Source organism: Chryseobacterium tongliaonense (genome assembly GCF_041224435.1).
Classification (GTDB): Bacteria; Bacteroidota; Bacteroidia; order Flavobacteriales; family Weeksellaceae; genus Chryseobacterium; species Chryseobacterium tongliaoense.
In genome coordinates this window covers 52,329-69,773 of the sequence record NZ_JBGFFD010000013.1, presented here as the reverse complement: position 1 = coordinate 69,773, position 17,445 = coordinate 52,329, and the positions used below count along the sequence as shown (strand labels likewise).

Sequence of the window (17,445 nt, the reverse complement as noted above, 5' to 3'; positions counted from 1 at the left end):
AACGGTAAGGAATTACAGGAGACCGGAATGTATGATTATGGTGCAAGGTTTTATATGCCGGATATTGGTAGATGGGGAGCTGTTGACCCGCTGGCGGAGAAACACCCAGAAATGTCACCTTATGTTTATGCAGCAAATAATCCTGTAAAATATGTAGATCCAGATGGAAGAGATTGGACTATAACTGAAAGTTATGATAAAAAAACAAACACAACTCATTATCAATTAACATTTACAGGAGCCGTATTAAATAGCTCTTCAAATAAGAAAATTGACATGAAAAAATTTGCTAGTGCCATCCAATCACAAACGGAGGCAATTTTTAATAAAATAGATAATAATCCAAATATTACTGTTTCTGCAAATATAAATATTAGAACAATTGACGATAAAGAAGATTTAAAAAATACAGATACATTAATCGAAATAAAAGATTCTACTGCTCCAGAATTTGATGCATTTAAAAATGGTCAAAAGGCAAATGCCTATACATTGAACGGAAAAGAAATATCAGTGAATGAAGAATACGCAATAGACGCAATAAATGGTAAAAATAATAAGTTTATGCCACATGAAATTGGTCATACTGCGGGGCTACCCCACCCTAAGGAACAAATAGGAGAAGGTTTTTTTGATCTTAATAATTATTTTCCTGGATGGGATGTGCCTAAAAATAATTTTATGCATCAAGGTAACATGAAGGTAACAGGGCTCACTATGCAACAGTTACAAAGAATGAATAGATTGTATAAAACTGGTAAACTAAATAATAAGAAAATTAATCCTAGACTAGAAAAATGAAAAAAATAATCTTTTGTACTTTTTTAATTGTTATTTCTTGTAAAGAAAATAAAAATATTTCTTTAGAGGAAAAGGAGATAGAATCATCAACTTTGATTGAACCTAAAGAAAGAATTTACATAGAGCTAATTAGTTATTATCCTGCTTTAAAGATAGATCAATCAAATTTTTATGTAGTAAAAAATATTCATAATAATGACACTTTATTTGTTGTTGATAAAAATAATTTACCAGTATATGATTTTATTAAGAACTATGAAGGTGTTAATAACTCAACTATTACTTTAGAAAAAGGAGATTCTTATACAAAGAAAAATGAATATATAGTTAATATTCCAAAGAAATACAATATGAATAATAAAAAGGTTTACATTGGGGAGTTGATAAATCTTATTGACTAATTAATAAAAAAGGAAAATGTTTTTTGAAATTAGTAACTATATTTTCAGTTGAGGTACAGTTTTACTAGAATATATATGGCATTTCAGATATGTAATTTACTTTAAGAATGATGATATCAAAACAAGAGTAATCAAAAAGACTACTTTTGTATCTTTATGGTACAAGGTTTCTTATATACTCTCTGCTATCGCGAGCGTCTCGCTCGTGCCTTAGAATTGACTAGTCCTGAAAAAGGTTGACTTGTTTACTAATTCAAATATACTTAAATCAGGGTAGGAATTTTCCTATTCTGATTTTGTTTTTTATAGGTTTTTAATTTCACATTATTTTTCATATGCACTTGGTTAGGAATATTATAATTTAGGGAAAAATGAGGCCTAAAATTATTATAACAGTAAATTGATTGCTCAAGCTGTCGTGAGAGATTTTTAAAATCTTCAAAGGTATCAACCAATCCAAATTCATATTTCAGAATACCGTTCAATCTTTCAGCTACAGCATTTTCATAAGGATCCGAGTTCTCAGTCATACTGATAAGAATATCATTTTTCTTTAGTATTGCGGTGTATTCTTTACTACAATACTGCAGACCCCTGTCTGAATGATGAATTAAGGAATGCTTGTACATCCGGTTCCTTATAGCTTGTTTTAGTGCTTTCAATGTGGAGCTGGTCTGTAAATTATCACTTAATTCATATCCTACAATTTTCTTTGAATATGCATCGGTAATCAAATGAAGATAATAATTCTTCTCTTTAGTCTTCAGGTAGGTAATATCTGCAACCCAGACTTTCTCTGAACATTCCAGCTCTTTTTCTTTGACGATATTGGGATATTTCTTCATCCAATGTCTGGAATTTGTTGTTTTAAAGTAACTATGCCTTCTGGGTATTAAAAGATAATGTGATCGTAAAATCTTAAACAACTGGTCTCTTCCTATATGAAGATGTTCTTTTTCAAAATCTTTCTTAAGTAAGACGTAAAGTTTTCGAGTGCCTATTTTAGGCATCTTTTTACGAATTGATAATACCAACTCTATAACTCTCTCATCATTATTCCTTAAAACAGATTGGTTTTTCCTTTTGTAATAAGCTTGCTTGCTATATCCAAACAATTGGCAGATACTTTCCAGTGAAAGTCTGGTATTTGCCCTTATTTCCTGGATTGATTGGAACCAGACTTTTTTACAATTTCAATCTTCAGTTCACGTTCAGCGATTTCTATAAATTTCTTAAACACTTTAAGTTCTTCTTCTTTTTTTGCCAATGCTGCTTCAAGCTCCTTAATCTTTTGTTTCTGGGGATCTTTCATAGGTCTGCCTTTACTTAATTGTTTTTCATAAGTAAAGTTACCATATTTTATTAACCACTTGGAAATACATGCATGACCTCGAATGTGGTATCGAGTTTGTAATTGGGATTTGGTATATAATCCCCGTTCATATTCAGAGACAACTTGCCTTTTAAATGCCTCACTGTATTCTTGTACAGGGACACATGGTTTTTTTAATGGCATAAGGATGACTGGTTTTATGGTTTTTTAGTCAACCTTTTTCAGGACGAGACAAGTATAGACTTGAAATTTAAAGTTCAAGACGCGGTAGAGCAACTTAAGACCGCAACAGACCCATCCCGAACCTCAGAATATCATTCTTAGCCCCTCTTTACCAGCAGAAAATAGCTTTTAGGATCAGCAAAAGTGTATTTTATTAACTTTAATTTGAATAAATTTGTAACATCATATTCATCATCAGGTACTTATTATTCATAAAAATATTGTGGAAGAAACAGTTGTAAAGCCCGTTATTGCTAAAGAAATCCTTGAATCTCTTCAGACGAAAACAGAAGAGGAAAAGAAGGTCATTGTGCATTGCTGCTTCCCGGCATCACCGTTTCTGGGAAACCTCATCAGGATATGGCATACCACTTATCTTTTTGATAACCAGTCTGAGCATCAGAGCAAGCTTATCCATGCTGAAAATATTTCGATGGTTCCCAACTGGACGCCCGTTCCCTTTATGAAAGATTTCTGGTTTACGTTGATATTTTCGGGTCTTCCGAAAGACTGTAAAAGCTTTGATCTCAGGGAAGTGATTGCCGAAGAGGGCGGCTTCTTTGTAGAATCGATCAAAAGAAATTCGATGGATGTTTACCGGGTGAAAATTTCAGAATCTTACTGATGAAAGCAAGAGACGAAAAGCTGGCGCAAATTATAAGCTGGGCACAGGCAAACCCAGATATCCGGGCCGTTTTACTCACCAGTTCGCTGGTAAATCCCCATGCTCCCGTAGATGATCTCAGTGATCTTGATATTGAGCTGGTTTTTGAGAATATGAAAGCCTATGAAGAAGATAAAAAATGGCTTGAGCTTTTTGGAAATCCCATTTCTATGATAGAAGAAGATGAAACCTGCTTTGAAAATAAATACGCCATGAAAATGGTCTTGTATGAAGACCACGTAAAAGTAGATTTTAAGCTGTACCGGAAATCAGAATTCATCAAAGAAGTACACGAAGAAAATCTCCCGGAAGATTGGGATGTCGGCTATAAAGTTTTAATGGATAAAGATGATCTCACGAAAGATTTAAAACCTCCTACCTATCAGTCCATCATGATTCAGAAACCTTCAGAGCAGAGATTTCAGCAGTTGCTCAACAATTTCTGGTGGGATACCACTTATGTGGCAAAATGCCTGAAACGCGAAGATATTTTTTATGCTAAATTTATGAGTGAAAATGTCATCAGGACAGATTATCTCGTTCCTCTTCTGGAATGGTTTATCGCCAGTGAAAACAGCTGGAATATCACAACCAATAAACACAGCAGGCTTTTCAAAAAATACTTGTCAGCCGATCTTTGGACGAAAATTGAAGCCACCTTTTCCGGAAGCTCTGTTGAAGACAACTGGAATGCTTTGTTGGTGTATGCAGATCTTGTACATGAGATTGGCCTTGATCTTTCAGTGAAGCTCAATACCGCATATCCTACAGAGCATGAAAATAAAGTGAGGAAATATCTTAACGAGATAAAATCAGGCAGATCGTTTTTTTGAAACCTATAATTTAATAGCTTTACATCTCATTAATTATTTTAAGCTATGAGCAAATATATATTGATATTCTTTCTTTTTCCGTGGCTTGTCTTTTCACAAAAAACGGCTTCAAAAGAAATCAAAGAGATTAAAAAATTCCAGAAAGAACTCAATGCAGAATACCTGAATCCTAAAGAAACACCCCTGCGTGGAGATAATTTAACCAGGTTTAAAAAGCACCCGTTCTTTCCCATAGATTTAAAATACAGGGTTGTCGCGAAGATCGTGAAAACAGAAAATGCCGAGCCCTTTGAAATTCCCACCTCTTCAGGAAAAACCAAAACCTACAGGGAATACGGAAAACTAAACTTTGAGCTCGATGGGAAACCTTATACTTTAACTCTATACCAAAGCCTGGATCTGATAAAACAGGAAAAATACAAAGACTACCTTTTCTTACCTTTCCGTGATGCCACCAATGGAAAAGAAACCTACGGCGGCGGAAAATATATGGATCTTACCATCCCGGAAGGAAATACCGTTGTTCTCGATTTTAATCAATCTTACCAGCCTTACTGTGCCTATAACGCTTACGATTACAATTGTCCTGTCGTCCCGGATGAAAATAAATTACCGGTAGAGATCCGCGCAGGTGTAATGTATGAAGATGTCTACCATCATTGATAATTCAAGATCCAAAAAATTAAGAAATTTCACAAAATATGATCAGTTTACAGTTTTTCAAACCGGAAGATTTACCCGGGGTCAGTTATACTTTAGATGAAAATCAGTCACAATATACCTCAACCGCTGAGCAGGCATTACAAAGAATCAGAGAACGCAATGACGGCAAAGCATTTCCGCTTACCATTTTTGATGATAGGGAACCTGCCGGATTTTTTGTGCTGGATTTTGGTGATGATAAGCTTGATCTCACCGATAATGAAAACTCCGTTCTCGTAAGATCCTTATCCGTAAACCCGCAGTTTCAGGGAAAAGGTGTTGGTAAAGCTGCCATGATCAAAATAGATGATTTCATCAGGGAACATTTCAAAAACTGTGACGAAATCGTTTTAGCCGTCAATCAGAATAACAGTTCGGCCTACCATCTCTATATCAAAGTAGGATATCAATATGACGGCAAAACAAGAATTGGCAGAAGCGGTCCGCAGTATCTCATGTATAAAAAACTTTAAGAAAATTTTAAACTCAATTCTGCTGCTTGGCGTGATTCTTTCCACTAACTTTGAGTAACCTCAAATCATAAACGTATGGAAATATCCCTTCATAATCAGGTGGCTGTCGTTACAGGAGCCTCCAGCGGAATAGGAACAGGAATCGCAAAATCTTTAGCTTCGGCCGGAGCTGCAGTCGTGGTCAATCACTCTTCAGAAAGATCAACGGATGAGGCAAAAGCTGTTTTAAAAGAGATTACAGATGCAGGCGGAAAAGGGATCACCTATCAGTGCGATGTTTCTAAAGAAGATCAGGTAGTTAAAATGTTTCAGGATGTCGTTTCAGAATTCGGAACAGTAGATATCCTGGTCAATAATGCCGGAATTCAGAAAGATTCAAAATTCACGGAAATGACCATCGATCAATGGAATGCTGTCATCGGGGTGAATTTAACAGGGCAGTTTCTCTGTGCAAGAGAAGCCATCAAAGAATTTCTTCGTCGCGGGATAGATCCTTCACGCTCGATTGCCTGCGGGAAAATCATTCACATCAGTTCCGTTCACGAAATCATTCCCTGGGCCGGCCATGCCAACTATGCATCCAGTAAAGGTGCCATAAGAATGCTGATGCAGACTCTTGCCCAGGAATACGGTGCAGATAAGATCCGTGTCAATTCCATTTGTCCCGGAGCCATTCAGACCCCGATCAATAAAAGTGCGTGGGAAACTCCTGAAGCTCTGAATTCTCTCCTTAATCTCATCCCTTACAATAGAATCGGGCAACCACAGGATATCGGAAATCTGGCGGCATTTCTCGCGAGCGATTTAGCCGATTATATTACCGGAACAAGCATATTCGTAGACGGCGGAATGACCACCTTTGAAAGTTTCTCAACCGGAGGATGAAATCTAGTTATGAGTTAAGAGTGATGAATTATGAGTTTAAAATATTAAGTTTAAACTTTGGTTTTCAGTAATCAACAATCAAAGCTGAAATTTAAGTTAAGCTAAATCGGGTATTCTCAACCCTCAACTCATCACTTATAACTCATAATTCATCACTCTTAACTTATAACTCAAAAAAATGTTTGAAAAAGAAAGACTCTCAGACCTCTCATGGAAAAAATGGGGACCTTATGTAAGCAACAGAGAATGGGGACTGGTGCGGGAAGATTACAGCGCCAACGGAGATGCATGGAATTATACCAATCATGATATTGCCGAATCAAAAGCCTACAGATGGGGAGAAGAAGGAATCTGTGGGATCTGTGACGATCTTCAGAAGCTTGTATTTTCTGTGGGATTCTGGAATAAGAAAGATAAAATAATTAAAGAGCGTTTCTTTGGCCTTACCAATGGGCAGGGAAACCATGGAGAAGATGTGAAGGAGTATTTTTATTATCTCGATTCCACACCTACCCATTCTTACATGAAGATGTTGTATAAATATCCGCAGAATGCCTTTCCTTATGAAGATCTGCTGAAAACAAATGCAGAAAGAAATAAAAACGAGCCCGAATATGAGCTGATCGATACCGGCATTTTTGATGAAAATGAATACTTCGATATTTTTATTGAATACGCAAAAGAAAGCCAGAATGATATTTTAGTAAAGCTGACCATCATTAATAAATCTGAAAAAGAAGCCCAGCTTATCATCCTACCGACCGTTTGGTTCAGGAATACGTGGAGCTGGGGATATGATACTTATAAACCACAGCTCGGTTCAGAAGAAGCAACCCGTATCGAAGTACACCATAAAGACCTTGAAATCAAAAATGTATATGCCAGACAATCTTTAAAGACCTTGTTTTGCGATAATGAAACCAATTGTGAAAAGCTCTATCAATCCCCGAATCCATCAAGGTATTGTAAAGACGGTATCAATGATTTTGTGATCAATGGAAATTCATCAGCCGTTAATGCAAAAGATATCGGTACAAAAGCTTCCTTCCTTATCGATGAAAATTTTAAAGCAGAGGAAACCAAAGTCCTGGAATTCAGGATTTCTGATAAAGACCTGCTACAGCCTTTTGAAGGGTTTGATGAGATTTTTAATCAAAGACAAAAAGAATCGGACGACTTCTATGCAGATATTCAGGCCGGGATTACATCAGATGATGAAAAAATGATTCAGAGACAGGCTTTTGCCGGAATGCTCTGGAACAAAATGTTTTACCATTACAATGTAGAAAAATGGCTGAAAGGTGACCCCGCAGAAGTAGCGCCTCCGAAATCCCGGGAAAGGATCAGGAATTACGACTGGAAACATCTTAATAATGAGCATATCGTTTCAATGCCCGATAAATGGGAATATCCGTGGTATGCAACCTGGGATCTGGCATTCCATACCATAAGTTTTTCACTTATCGATCCGGATTTTGCCAAACATCAGCTGAAACTTTTCCTCTTCGAATGGTATATGCATCCCAACGGGCAGCTTCCGGCTTATGAATGGAATTTGAGCGATGTGAATCCTCCCGTACATGCATGGGCGGTTTTCAGGGTATTTAAAATTGATGAATATTTAAAAGAAAAACCCGATTTGCAGTTCCTCGAAAGTGCTTTTCAAAAATTACTGATGAATTTTACCTGGTGGGTGAATAAAAAAGACAACAACGGGAACAATATTTTTGAGGGCGGCTTTTTAGGACTGGATAATATAGGAATCTTTGACCGGAATATGCCGCTTCCCAATGGTGAGCAACTGGAACAGTCAGACGGAACAAGCTGGATGGCCATGTTTGCTCTTAATATGATGAGAATTGCCCTGGAACTGGCCCTGTACAACAATGTGTATGAAGAAATGGCGATGAAATTTTTTGAACATTTCCTTTCCATTGCACATTCTCTGGATAATATGGGCGACGAAAATTTCAGCCTTTGGGATGAAGAAGATGAATTTTTCTATGATGCCATCTCATCCGGCGACGGAAGCCATATGTATCTCAAGTTGAGAACGATTGTTGGCTTGATCCCGATGTTTGCGGTAGAAGTAATCGATGACGAGATGATTGAAAACCTTCCCAATTTTAAGAAAAGAATGAATTGGGTACTGGAAAACAAGCCTGAACTCGCTGCTCTTGTTTCCCATTGGGAGGTAAAAGGGCAGGATTCAAAACATTTATTATCGCTTTTACGGGGACATCGCCTGAAAAGATTACTCAACAGAATGCTTAACCTTGATGAGTTTTTAAGTGATTACGGAGTACGTGCCCTGTCTAAAGAATATGAAAATAATCCTTATACGATCAGCCTAAACGAAGTGGATTTTACTGTAAAATATACTCCGGCTGAAAGTGACAGCGGTCTTTTCGGGGGAAACAGCAATTGGCGTGGGCCGATCTGGTTTCCGATTAATTTTTTAATTATAGAAAGTTTGCAGAGTTTTTTCTTTTATTACAGCCCGGATTTTATGGTCGAATATCCTACAGGAAGCGGAAATTATCTCAATTTAGATCAGATTGCCGATGCATTAAGTAAAAGGCTATCCGCAATATTTTTAAAAGATAAAGATGGAAACCGTCCATTCAACGGTCAGTATCCAAGGTTCCAGTCTGATCCGGATTTTAAAGATTACATTCTGTTTTATGAATATTTTCACGGGGACAGCGGACGTGGAGTAGGGGCTTCCCATCAGACCGGCTGGACGGGACTTATCGCAAAAATTCTTCAGCCAAGATTCTCCAAGAAAGAAATCGCTAAATCTGAAACGGAAATGCCTGAGGAAGCTGAAAAACAGGATGGTGAGAAAGTAAAAGGCTGAAAAGCAAAAAAGCCGAAGGCAAAAAAAGCAATTTTACGATTTTGCGATTTTACAGTTTCGCTATTTAGCTTTTCAGCCTTTTCGCCCTTCCAGCTACTCAAATATCTGCTGAATAACCTCCAGGGAATTCGGGATCTTAAAATCCGTAATATGATAATGGTAATAAACCAATAGACTATCCAGGAAATCTTTTCTTTTGGAAGAATGAATCCTGATCTGATATGGATTTTCTGATGACAAAATATTTTTCCAGATCGAGGAAATCTCTTCACTGAATAACTGATGCGTTAAACCGGTGGTGAAAATTCCTGTTTCCGGGTCGAGGTATTTTCCTGCGTTAACCAAAGGGGCAACTCCCTGAATTTTTAAGATCTTAATCAGGAAAACAAGATGAGACTGGTAGTTTTCCAGGGACAGTTCTTCAATAAACTCATCAATACCGAAAAAAACGGCTATATTTTTGTCCTCATTCCTTAGGATCTGATTTAAAAAATCCGAAACAAAGAAAATAACCGTATTCATTTTAACATCGGTGTAGATATCATTGTTTTTGACCAGTTCGAATCTTGAAACAGACTGAATACCATTTCCTTTTCCTGGGTGAATGGAAAAGCTAAGTTGGCTTAAAGGCAGCAGCAGAGCTTTCTTCTTATTCCTTTTAGCATAAATACCTTTAAGAAAATAAGTCTGAAAGCCGTCTTCTTCCGTAAAACAATGCAGAACCGCATCATTTTCACCGTATTTTATGAATGAAAGTAAAAATCCTTTTTGTGAATTCATTAATTAACCACAGCTATTTTCGCAGTAGCTTTATCGGAGCCGTCTTCATTGGTCATCAGGACAAAATAAATCCCTGAAGCCACTCTTGCTCCTCTCTGATTATTAAGATCCCATTCGTAATAACCACTTCTTGCTACTGCAGAATGAATTACGTTTCCTGCAGTATCGGTAATTCTGATATTCGTTGTTTCTGCCAAACCTTTGATGGTTACTTTTCCTTTGAAATTGGAATAAACAACAGGATTCGGATATACCAGTACATTTCCGAAATTCGAAGTTACGTCAGCTACATCACCCTGATACGTTACGATACCGCTATACGTTACAAAATATACCTTTCCGGTTTTACGGTCTACTTTAATATCAGTGATACTGTTGGTAGGCAACGGAGAGTTTTCTTTTGTAAAATGCTTGATCGTCTGCTGTCCGTCTGCAGAAAGATAATATACACCACCACCGTCTACAGAAACCCATTTATGATTTCCTGCATCTACTTCCACCTGCAAAATGGCAGAATCTCTGAAAAGCTCTTCTCCAAGGCCATTCTGTTCTATAATAACAGGATTCACCTGCGGGTTCGGATCTTTGATGGCTGATGCCGCATTGCTTAGTATTCTTAATCCTGCATCCGTGCCGATCCATGCATCACCGGATTTATCAATTGCTACAGAAATTGTTCCTACGGAATTGGCTGAAAAACCGTTGGACTGGCTTAAAAGATAGGGTACATCATCAGAAATATTCACTGTTCCCTTATAATCGTACGCCAGGAAATTATTGGTTCTTGCCAGAGGAATCCAGAGTAATTTTTCATGAAAAACAGGCTTTTGAACGGCATCACTCGAAATTCCGACATTTTTGATCAGAAATTCATCCGTTGCCTTATCGTAGGCAGCAATCCCCATTGATCCGCCATCCATAAATGACATCGTTGCAAAGAGGTTATTCTGGTCGTCATATACAAAACCTACGGGACGGCGTGCAAAATTATTCGGAGACCCGAGGTCATAGTATTTTACCAGGTCAAAATCTTTACTTCCAGAATTGTACTTCATTTTATAAACACCATGACCCACATTATTGTTATAATTATTGAAGAAAACTTCATCCGTATTACTCGGATTGGCAATGGCATCTAAAACGTTGAACTGGGTTGTGCTTCCTACAAACATTGAAGGATAGATCCATTCAAGCCCGTTGAAGAAATAAAAGCCCGGATTTTTTGGATTTAACAGAACTGTGTTATATCTCGCTTCACGGCCTCCGCTGGAAACCAGAAGCTGATTTTCACCGTACAGGCTTATTTTATAGGCATAATTGAAGTAAGGGCCATCAGGTTTATAGCTGTTATTAGCCTCATCCTTAATTCCTGACAATACGGTTCCGCCATAGACTTTTCCACCGGCAGAAGTTGCTGTATTGCATTCTTCACCGAAGCTTACCGTACCACTGTAATTTCCGTTGGTATTGAAAGTGTAAATCCTGTTTTGATCGGTTACAATGATATTATTGGCCGTCACTACGACATCCTTTACACTTCCGAAAGTCTGTGAAAGGGGAGTGGAAACACCGTTGTTAAAAATATAAGCAGTATTGGCAGAAGAAAAAGAAAGTACCGATTCCGAATCTATATGGGTAAATGTTCCCGGCACATCGGTTGACCATGTTGTAAATACCGGAAAAGTGGTATTCATTTCATGGCTTTTAAGGCCTGTATTCGTTACCGAATATACCTTGTTGCCTACAATTGTCGCTTCATTGCTTGGTTCATAAACCCCTGCCGTAAGGAAGAAAGCAGAATCCCCGAATTCTTTTTTCTTAAGGTCAAAGATTGATACTCCATATCCTACTGATACTACAGCCTTATCTCCTGTTATAGAGACATGGTTGATTTTTTTGCTCCCGTTATATCCGGTTGCAATCGGAATATCAACAATATAAGTAACTCCATCCGGCGAAACAACGTCCATGGAACCGTTTTGATATCCTATAAGACCTATTTTGGTTTGGGGATTATAATCAAAAGCGGTTATTTGTACTTCATGCAAGCCATTGGCTTTGGACAGTTTCGTAATTTCACCTGTTGAAATGGTATAATAGAAGATCCCGTTTTCTGCTGCAGCCACTATTTTTCCATTATCTTCTTTCATTGCCAGAACATTGTTGTAAGAAAATAAATCGGACCATTTTTTTGAAGAAATCGTCTGTGCATTTGCACACTGCAGGGATGCTAAAATACCAAGGGAAATTATGGGGAGTTTTTTCATATTACGCTATTATACTGCTGTCTATAACCTGATTGTTCCACGAAATGTGTTGTATGTTTTTATGGGTGTCAAAATAGAAATCTATTCTGCCCAAAAGAAGCCCAGCCCAGCCTACCTGATTGACCAGGACATTTTTATTCTGCCGGTTTTTAAATGTCTGGGGTTCCGGTAAGAAAGTATGGGTGTGCCCGCCCAGAATGATATCAATATTTTCTGTGCCGGCTGCTAAAATTTTATCACTTACCTTATTAGGTTCGTCTTTATAATCATATCCGATGTGGGATAAACAGATGACAAGATCACATTTCTGCTCATTTTTCAGAAAGTTGGAATAGTGTTGGGCAACTTCTACAGGATCTGAATATACGGTTTCGGCATATTGCTTTTTCCCGACAAGCCCGTCCAGCTTGATACCTACTCCAAAAATTCCGACCCTGATCCCGTTTTTGTTGAAAATTTTATATGGTGAAGTTTTGCCATCAAGAATGGTGTTTTTAAAATCATAATTGGAGCAGATAAACGGAAATTTGGCATTCGGCAACACCTTTAAAAATCCGTCAAGCCCGTTATCAAAATCATGATTTCCCATGGTGGAGGCATCATACTTCATCATTGACATTAATTTAAATTCCAGCTCGCCTCCGAAAAAATTAAAATAAGGAGTTCCCTGGAAAATATCACCTGAATCCAGCAACAAAACATTGCTTTCCTGGCTTCTGATCTGCTGAATCAGGCTTGCTCTTCTTGCAAAGCCACCCTGGTTGGGATTTTTGGTATAGCTTTCATCAAAAGGCTCTATTCTGCTGTGCTGATCGTTGGTATGAAGTAAAGTAAGTTTATTTGCAGATTTTAAACCATTGAATGATAAATCTTCCGCCATCATCATATTCGGAGCCAAGGCCATAGCCAGGGTTCCGCCACTTATTGCTTTTAAAAAACTTTTTCTATTCATTATTTCTTACCGGTAAAATTTAAACGAATATCTGTATTCGGAACCACTTCAGAGTTTTTCTTGAAATAATCAATGAATAAATCTCTTAATTTAATTCCGGTTGGGATGGCTTCTCCTTTTGAAAAGAATTTCATATTATCACCACCCAATGCCAGATAATCTGAAGTTGCAATATAATAATCCTGGTCAGGATTTACGGCCTTTCCATTGATCAGTGTTTTAGATAACTGCCCGTTATTGGTTTCAATATATAAATGCGAAACCGGATTATTCACCTGGGTTTTTGCATAATAATCAAAAAGACCCTGTAAATCGGCTCCTTTCATTTTTACAATGATCACTTCATTTTCGAAAGGCATTACTTCAAACACGCTTTTCAGGAGAATATCTCCTTTACCGATCGTAGTACGGATTCCTCCGATATTGATCAGAGCGGCGTCTACATTTTTTTGAAGATGGCTTTTTGCCCATTCATCCGCTCCATCGAAGGTGTAATCTGCTAAAAGATTTCCCAGATTGCTGTTATCACCCTGTTTGGTAAGGTCTACACTGGTATGTGAGATTTTTTGATTCATCTCCTTATCCAGTTTCTGCTTGTAGGGCTCAATAACTTTTACAAACTCCTCGTCATTCTTCAGCTCTTTATTAATAGAAATGTTTTTCTGAGGCTGCACATTAGCCACCTGTAAAGTTGTTTTACAAGAGGTTAACGAAATCAGTATAATTCCTAATAATAAGAATTTATTTTTCATAATTTCTTTTAGTATATGCAAATATAATTATATGTATAATAAAACATTATTTTTTATTACAAATTCTTGGTCTAAATTATTAAATTTGGGGAAAATAATTCTAACAGATGAGCATTTTAAAAGGAGTAGGTGTCGCTTTGGTAACACCCTTTAATGAAGATTTATCCGTTGATTTTGACAGTTTAACCAAACTTGTTGAATATAATATCGAGAACGGAACCAATTATTTAGTAGTATTGGGAACTACAGCGGAAGCTGCAACACTTTCTGCTGAAGAGAAGAAACAGGTAATAGATCATATCATAAAGGTAAATAGTAAACGCCTTCCTTTAGTACTTGGAATTGGAGGAAACAATACCCTTGAAGTAAAAGAGCAAATTGAAGAGACGGATCTTTCAGCTTTTGAAGCCGTACTTTCTGTATCTCCGTACTATAATAAACCTAATCAGGAAGGGCTTTATCAGCATTACAAAGCTTTGGCTTCCACCGGTAAAAATATCATTATCTATAATGTGCCTTCCAGAACAGGGCAGAATGTTGAGGCAGATACCACTATTCGTCTGGCAAAAGAATTCCCTAATTTATTCATGATTAAGGAAGCGGCACCAAACATTCTTCAGTATTTTGATATTTTAAGAAAAAGGCCTGAAGGATTTTCCCTGGTTTCAGGAGATGATGAATATACGTTACCGGTAACTTTAGCAGGCGGGAACGGTGTGATTTCTGTAATCGGACAGGGATATCCGAAAGAATTTTCCACAATGGTACAGCTGGCTTTTGAAGGGAAAGTAAAGGAAGCATATGAAATTCATAATAAACTGGTTGAAATTACCCGTTTGATTTTTGCAGAAGGAAACCCTTGCGGAATTAAAGTTATTTTAGCAGAAAAAGGAATCATTAAAAACTATTTGAGGCTTCCTCTTGTAGCTGCATCAGAAGGATTGTATGCCAAGATCAAAGCTGAAATGGCAAATATTTAAGTAAAATGAATCGTCAATTTTGCCGGGCAAATGGATTGGGAATTTTATGATAAATTAAATTGACCATTCATCATTGACATTAAAATATTTTAAAATAATAAAGTGAAAGGTTCCGGCTTTTCACTTTTTTTTAATCAGAAAATCATGAAATTAATTATAGCAACGGAAAAAGATATTCCAATGATTCAGGAACTGGCAAGAAGATCCTGGGAAAAAGCTTATGCTGAAATACTTTCCGGTGAGCAGATGGAGTATATGCTGAGTACAATGTATTCTGCAGAGGAGATTTCGGATCACTTGCAAAATCCGAATTATCATTATTATTTGATCGTAGATGAAGTTACAGGCTCATTTGACGGCTTTATCGGCTACGAGCATGCTTATGAAAACCAGACTACAAAACTTCACCGCATCTATCTCGTTCCTGAAAGTAAAGGAAAAGGATTGGGAAAAAAAGCGCTTGTCTTTCTGGCTGAAAAAGTTGCAGAAAACGGTGACGGAAGAATTATCCTGAATGTAAATAAATATAATGATGCCCGGAAATTTTATGAATCACAGGGATATAAAGTCTATGATGAAGGGGTTTTTGATATTGGAAATAATTTTTTCATGGATGACTATTTAATGGAGTTGATAATTCACAAATAATTGACTTAAAATTCTATAACATTATCTTATAATTCTATAACAAGTGATGTGTTTTTTTGATTGATCTTTGTATCAGAACCAAATCACTTAATAACAATACATTCATATGCTTGGTTGTAAGCTGTCAAAAGCTTTGATCAGTATATTTTTTTCATCCTTAGTGTTTAAATTCCTGTATTCAATAATGCAGGAGTTTTTTGCGTTTATTAGGTAAATGCATTTTTTTTCCCTATTTCACTTTGTTATGAAATAAAGTACTATATTTACTTAAAATTTAGACACACTTATATCAGGATGAAAATGTATGTAAAATTTGATTTCAATGCACTTTGCAAGAAGGTATTGGATGAGAAACTTAAAGAACAAGGCTTGAAATACCGCTTGCTGAACTTTGGTGAGGTAGAATTTTATGAATCATTTACTCAAGAGCAGCACACCACTTTCAAGAAAAACCTTGAAGATTATGGCATTGAAATTATCGAAAGCCAGAAGACAACTCTGGTACAGAAAATAAAAGATGCTATTGTAGAACTGGTTTTTTCGGATGATGTAATTCCTGTAAAAGCATCGATTTATATTGCCGAAAAACTCAACCACAGCTATGGTTATTTATCAAATCTATTTTCAGAAGTAGCATATACCTCCATAGAGAACTTTATTATTCTTCAGAAAATAGAATATGCTAAAGAATTAATCATCAATAATAAGCTTAGCCTTACCGAAATTGCGCATAAGCTTAATTATTCCAGCGTTGCCCACCTGAGTACACAGTTTAAGAATACGACAGGTATTACCCCTTCTCAGTTTCAGAAGCTGATAACAAAAAGAAGGAATGCACAAAGTATAATCATCAATACTAAAATGCTTTATGAATAAAGAATATCTGAATGTTATTCTTGCAGATCACGATGAGGGAAATCTCGTGTTCTTTAAAAGCATATTGAAAGAATTAAAAATACCGGTTAAAGTGCAGTCTTTCCAAAACGGTGAAGATATGATGAAGTATCTTAATAACGAAGAAGCCCTTATTCCTGAAGTTTTGTTTATGGATTACCATCTTCCTGAAAAAAACAGCCTGGAATATCTTGAGGAAATTAAAATTGATTTCAGGTTCAGCAATATGATTACTGCTGTTTATTCAGATGATCTGTCTGAAGCCGAAGTAGAGGATATTTTTGTGAAAGGAGCCAATATTTATATGAAAAAGCCCGGGCATTACAATGACTTAAAAAAGGTGATTTCAGAAATCATTGCTATCAACTGGCAGTATCATACTTCAGGACTGAACAGAGAGAATTTTATCATGAAAGTATGATGAATAAAGGGAAATTTATTAATTAATGTTAACTGAATGTTTTGTATTTATTACATAATATTCACAATTAGGTGAAAATTTTATAACGATTAAATATAATAATATAAAAACTTTTTGATTGTAAATGATCAAATTTGTAATATAAAATGATAACACAAATTATCTATATAAAAAACAGTAAATGATAAGCCAATTATTTCTGTTTTAGAAAACTAAATTATATAAATCACAATGTTAGTCAAACAAAATGAATTATATGAATTTCCAATGTTAAGCGTAGAAGATCTTTAAACAAAACGGTACAATCATGAAAACTCGAAAGTTGGAGGAATAAGTTATATTCGTTTCATAAAAATCATCCTCTGACGACCCAGTTAGTTTTTATAATAAGTAAGTTGGAAACATAGTTCATTTTGTTTTTCATAATTTATTTAGTAGTAGCTTAAAATAGTCAGTCATTCAAATAATATATAAATATTTTCAAACACCCTATCACAAAATATTAAGTGTTCTACTAAATAAATTTTTTATCAGAACAAAAGTAATTTCTTCTAAATAACAGTTTTATAAGGGGGCC

At 36.3% G+C, this 17,445-nt stretch carries 17 protein-coding genes; 12 read left to right on the top strand and 5 right to left on the bottom strand.

Annotated features, from left to right (window positions below; translation table 11 throughout):
- The coding region (locus tag AB8P06_RS19450) for an RHS repeat-associated core domain-containing protein (protein WP_369844116.1) at positions 1-801 on the top strand (801 nt) is incomplete at its 5' end.
- Entirely contained in the window at positions 798-1,202 is a 405-nt protein-coding gene (locus AB8P06_RS19445; RefSeq protein WP_369844114.1) for a hypothetical protein, read from the top strand. The genes AB8P06_RS19450 and AB8P06_RS19445, both read left to right, overlap by 4 nt.
- Before the next feature lie 263 nt (positions 1,203-1,465).
- On the opposite strand, the gene AB8P06_RS19440 is transcribed toward AB8P06_RS19445, so the two are convergent.
- Positions 1,466-2,718, bottom strand: a protein-coding gene (locus AB8P06_RS19440) for an IS3 family transposase (protein ID WP_369844112.1) whose coding sequence is annotated in 2 segments (ribosomal slippage) — positions 1,466-2,391 and positions 2,391-2,718 — 1,254 coding nt in all. Because the reading frame shifts where the segments join, the coding sequence is not laid out codon by codon here.
- Positions 2,719-2,980: 262 nt separating this feature from the next.
- Here AB8P06_RS19440 and AB8P06_RS19435 point away from each other — a divergent pair.
- From AB8P06_RS19435 to AB8P06_RS19410, 6 genes are all read left to right on the top strand, one after another.
- The gene (locus tag AB8P06_RS19435; RefSeq protein WP_369844110.1) at positions 2,981-3,382 is read left to right on the top strand and encodes a hypothetical protein; all 402 of its coding nucleotides are present in this window, start codon (positions 2,981-2,983) and stop codon (positions 3,380-3,382) included.
- Complete coding sequence (locus AB8P06_RS19430; protein WP_369844109.1) at positions 3,382-4,254, top strand: AadS family aminoglycoside 6-adenylyltransferase; 873 nt, start codon at positions 3,382-3,384, stop codon at positions 4,252-4,254. The genes AB8P06_RS19435 and AB8P06_RS19430 overlap by 1 nt, the downstream gene beginning before the upstream one ends.
- Before the next feature lie 45 nt (positions 4,255-4,299).
- Complete coding sequence (locus AB8P06_RS19425; RefSeq protein ID WP_369844107.1) at positions 4,300-4,917, top strand: DUF1684 domain-containing protein; 618 nt, start codon at positions 4,300-4,302, stop codon at positions 4,915-4,917.
- Between the two features lie 38 nt (positions 4,918-4,955).
- A complete protein-coding gene (locus tag AB8P06_RS19420; RefSeq protein WP_369844106.1) occupies positions 4,956-5,429 on the top strand; it encodes a GNAT family N-acetyltransferase in 474 nt (157 codons plus the stop codon).
- A gap of 75 nt (positions 5,430-5,504) precedes the next feature.
- Positions 5,505-6,314: a glucose 1-dehydrogenase gene (locus AB8P06_RS19415; protein WP_369844104.1), complete on the top strand. Its 810-nt coding sequence runs from the start codon at positions 5,505-5,507 to the stop codon at positions 6,312-6,314.
- 178 nt (positions 6,315-6,492) lie between these two features.
- Complete coding sequence (locus tag AB8P06_RS19410) at positions 6,493-9,174, top strand: MGH1-like glycoside hydrolase domain-containing protein (protein ID WP_369844102.1); 2,682 nt, start codon at positions 6,493-6,495, stop codon at positions 9,172-9,174.
- Positions 9,175-9,267: 93 nt separating this feature from the next.
- Here AB8P06_RS19410 and recO read toward each other — a convergent pair whose 3' ends face one another.
- Genes recO through AB8P06_RS19390 form a run of 4 tightly spaced genes read right to left on the bottom strand, consistent with a single transcriptional unit; the run spans position 9,268 to position 13,925 of the window.
- Positions 9,268-9,954, bottom strand: coding sequence for a DNA repair protein RecO (gene recO, locus AB8P06_RS19405; RefSeq protein WP_369844100.1), 687 nt, complete (start codon positions 9,952-9,954; stop codon positions 9,268-9,270).
- The gene (gene porZ / locus AB8P06_RS19400) at positions 9,954-12,221 is read right to left on the bottom strand and encodes a type IX secretion system anionic LPS delivery protein PorZ (RefSeq protein WP_369844098.1); all 2,268 of its coding nucleotides are present in this window, start codon (positions 12,219-12,221) and stop codon (positions 9,954-9,956) included. Before porZ ends, recO begins: the two co-directional genes overlap by 1 nt.
- A 1-nt stretch (position 12,222) precedes the next feature.
- A complete protein-coding gene (locus tag AB8P06_RS19395; RefSeq protein ID WP_369844096.1) occupies positions 12,223-13,173 on the bottom strand; it encodes a bifunctional metallophosphatase/5'-nucleotidase in 951 nt (316 codons plus the stop codon).
- The gene (locus AB8P06_RS19390; RefSeq protein WP_369844094.1) at positions 13,173-13,925 is read right to left on the bottom strand and encodes a 5'-nucleotidase C-terminal domain-containing protein; all 753 of its coding nucleotides are present in this window, start codon (positions 13,923-13,925) and stop codon (positions 13,173-13,175) included. Before AB8P06_RS19390 ends, AB8P06_RS19395 begins: the two co-directional genes overlap by 1 nt.
- A 107-nt stretch (positions 13,926-14,032) precedes the next feature.
- Between AB8P06_RS19390 and dapA the strand changes: the two genes are divergently transcribed.
- The 4 genes from dapA (at position 14,033) to AB8P06_RS19370 (ending at position 16,868) form a co-directional block, all read left to right on the top strand.
- Positions 14,033-14,905: a 4-hydroxy-tetrahydrodipicolinate synthase gene (gene dapA / locus AB8P06_RS19385; RefSeq protein ID WP_369844092.1), complete on the top strand. Its 873-nt coding sequence runs from the start codon at positions 14,033-14,035 to the stop codon at positions 14,903-14,905.
- Positions 14,906-15,049: 144 nt separating this feature from the next.
- Complete coding sequence (locus AB8P06_RS19380) at positions 15,050-15,553, top strand: GNAT family N-acetyltransferase (protein WP_369844090.1); 504 nt, start codon at positions 15,050-15,052, stop codon at positions 15,551-15,553.
- Positions 15,554-15,847: 294 nt separating this feature from the next.
- Entirely contained in the window at positions 15,848-16,429 is a 582-nt protein-coding gene (locus tag AB8P06_RS19375) for a helix-turn-helix domain-containing protein (protein WP_034670567.1), read from the top strand.
- Positions 16,422-16,868, top strand: coding sequence for a response regulator (locus tag AB8P06_RS19370; protein ID WP_369844088.1), 447 nt, complete (start codon positions 16,422-16,424; stop codon positions 16,866-16,868). Before AB8P06_RS19375 ends, AB8P06_RS19370 begins: the two co-directional genes overlap by 8 nt.
- Positions 16,869-17,445 lie beyond the last annotated feature (577 nt).

What these genes read in the sequence shown, in the direction of transcription:
- AB8P06_RS19445 (WP_369844114.1), top strand. Translation starts at nt 798, where the DNA reads ATGAAAAAAATAATCTTTTGTACTTTTTTAATTGTTATTTCTTGTAAA.
- AB8P06_RS19430 (WP_369844109.1), top strand. Translation starts at nt 3,382, where the DNA reads ATGAAAGCAAGAGACGAAAAGCTGGCGCAAATTATAAGCTGGGCACAG.
- AB8P06_RS19425 (WP_369844107.1), top strand. Translation starts at nt 4,300, where the DNA reads ATGAGCAAATATATATTGATATTCTTTCTTTTTCCGTGGCTTGTCTTT.
- AB8P06_RS19420 (WP_369844106.1), top strand. Translation starts at nt 4,956, where the DNA reads ATGATCAGTTTACAGTTTTTCAAACCGGAAGATTTACCCGGGGTCAGT.
- AB8P06_RS19415 (WP_369844104.1), top strand. Translation starts at nt 5,505, where the DNA reads ATGGAAATATCCCTTCATAATCAGGTGGCTGTCGTTACAGGAGCCTCC.
- AB8P06_RS19410 (WP_369844102.1), top strand. Translation starts at nt 6,493, where the DNA reads ATGTTTGAAAAAGAAAGACTCTCAGACCTCTCATGGAAAAAATGGGGA.
- recO (WP_369844100.1), bottom strand. Translation starts at nt 9,954, where the DNA reads ATGAATTCACAAAAAGGATTTTTACTTTCATTCATAAAATACGGTGAA.
- porZ (WP_369844098.1), bottom strand. Translation starts at nt 12,221, where the DNA reads ATGAAAAAACTCCCCATAATTTCCCTTGGTATTTTAGCATCCCTGCAG.
- AB8P06_RS19395 (WP_369844096.1), bottom strand. Translation starts at nt 13,173, where the DNA reads ATGAATAGAAAAAGTTTTTTAAAAGCAATAAGTGGCGGAACCCTGGCT.
- AB8P06_RS19390 (WP_369844094.1), bottom strand. Translation starts at nt 13,925, where the DNA reads ATGAAAAATAAATTCTTATTATTAGGAATTATACTGATTTCGTTAACC.
- dapA (WP_369844092.1), top strand. Translation starts at nt 14,033, where the DNA reads ATGAGCATTTTAAAAGGAGTAGGTGTCGCTTTGGTAACACCCTTTAAT.
- AB8P06_RS19380 (WP_369844090.1), top strand. Translation starts at nt 15,050, where the DNA reads ATGAAATTAATTATAGCAACGGAAAAAGATATTCCAATGATTCAGGAA.
- AB8P06_RS19375 (WP_034670567.1), top strand. Translation starts at nt 15,848, where the DNA reads ATGAAAATGTATGTAAAATTTGATTTCAATGCACTTTGCAAGAAGGTA.
- AB8P06_RS19370 (WP_369844088.1), top strand. Translation starts at nt 16,422, where the DNA reads ATGAATAAAGAATATCTGAATGTTATTCTTGCAGATCACGATGAGGGA.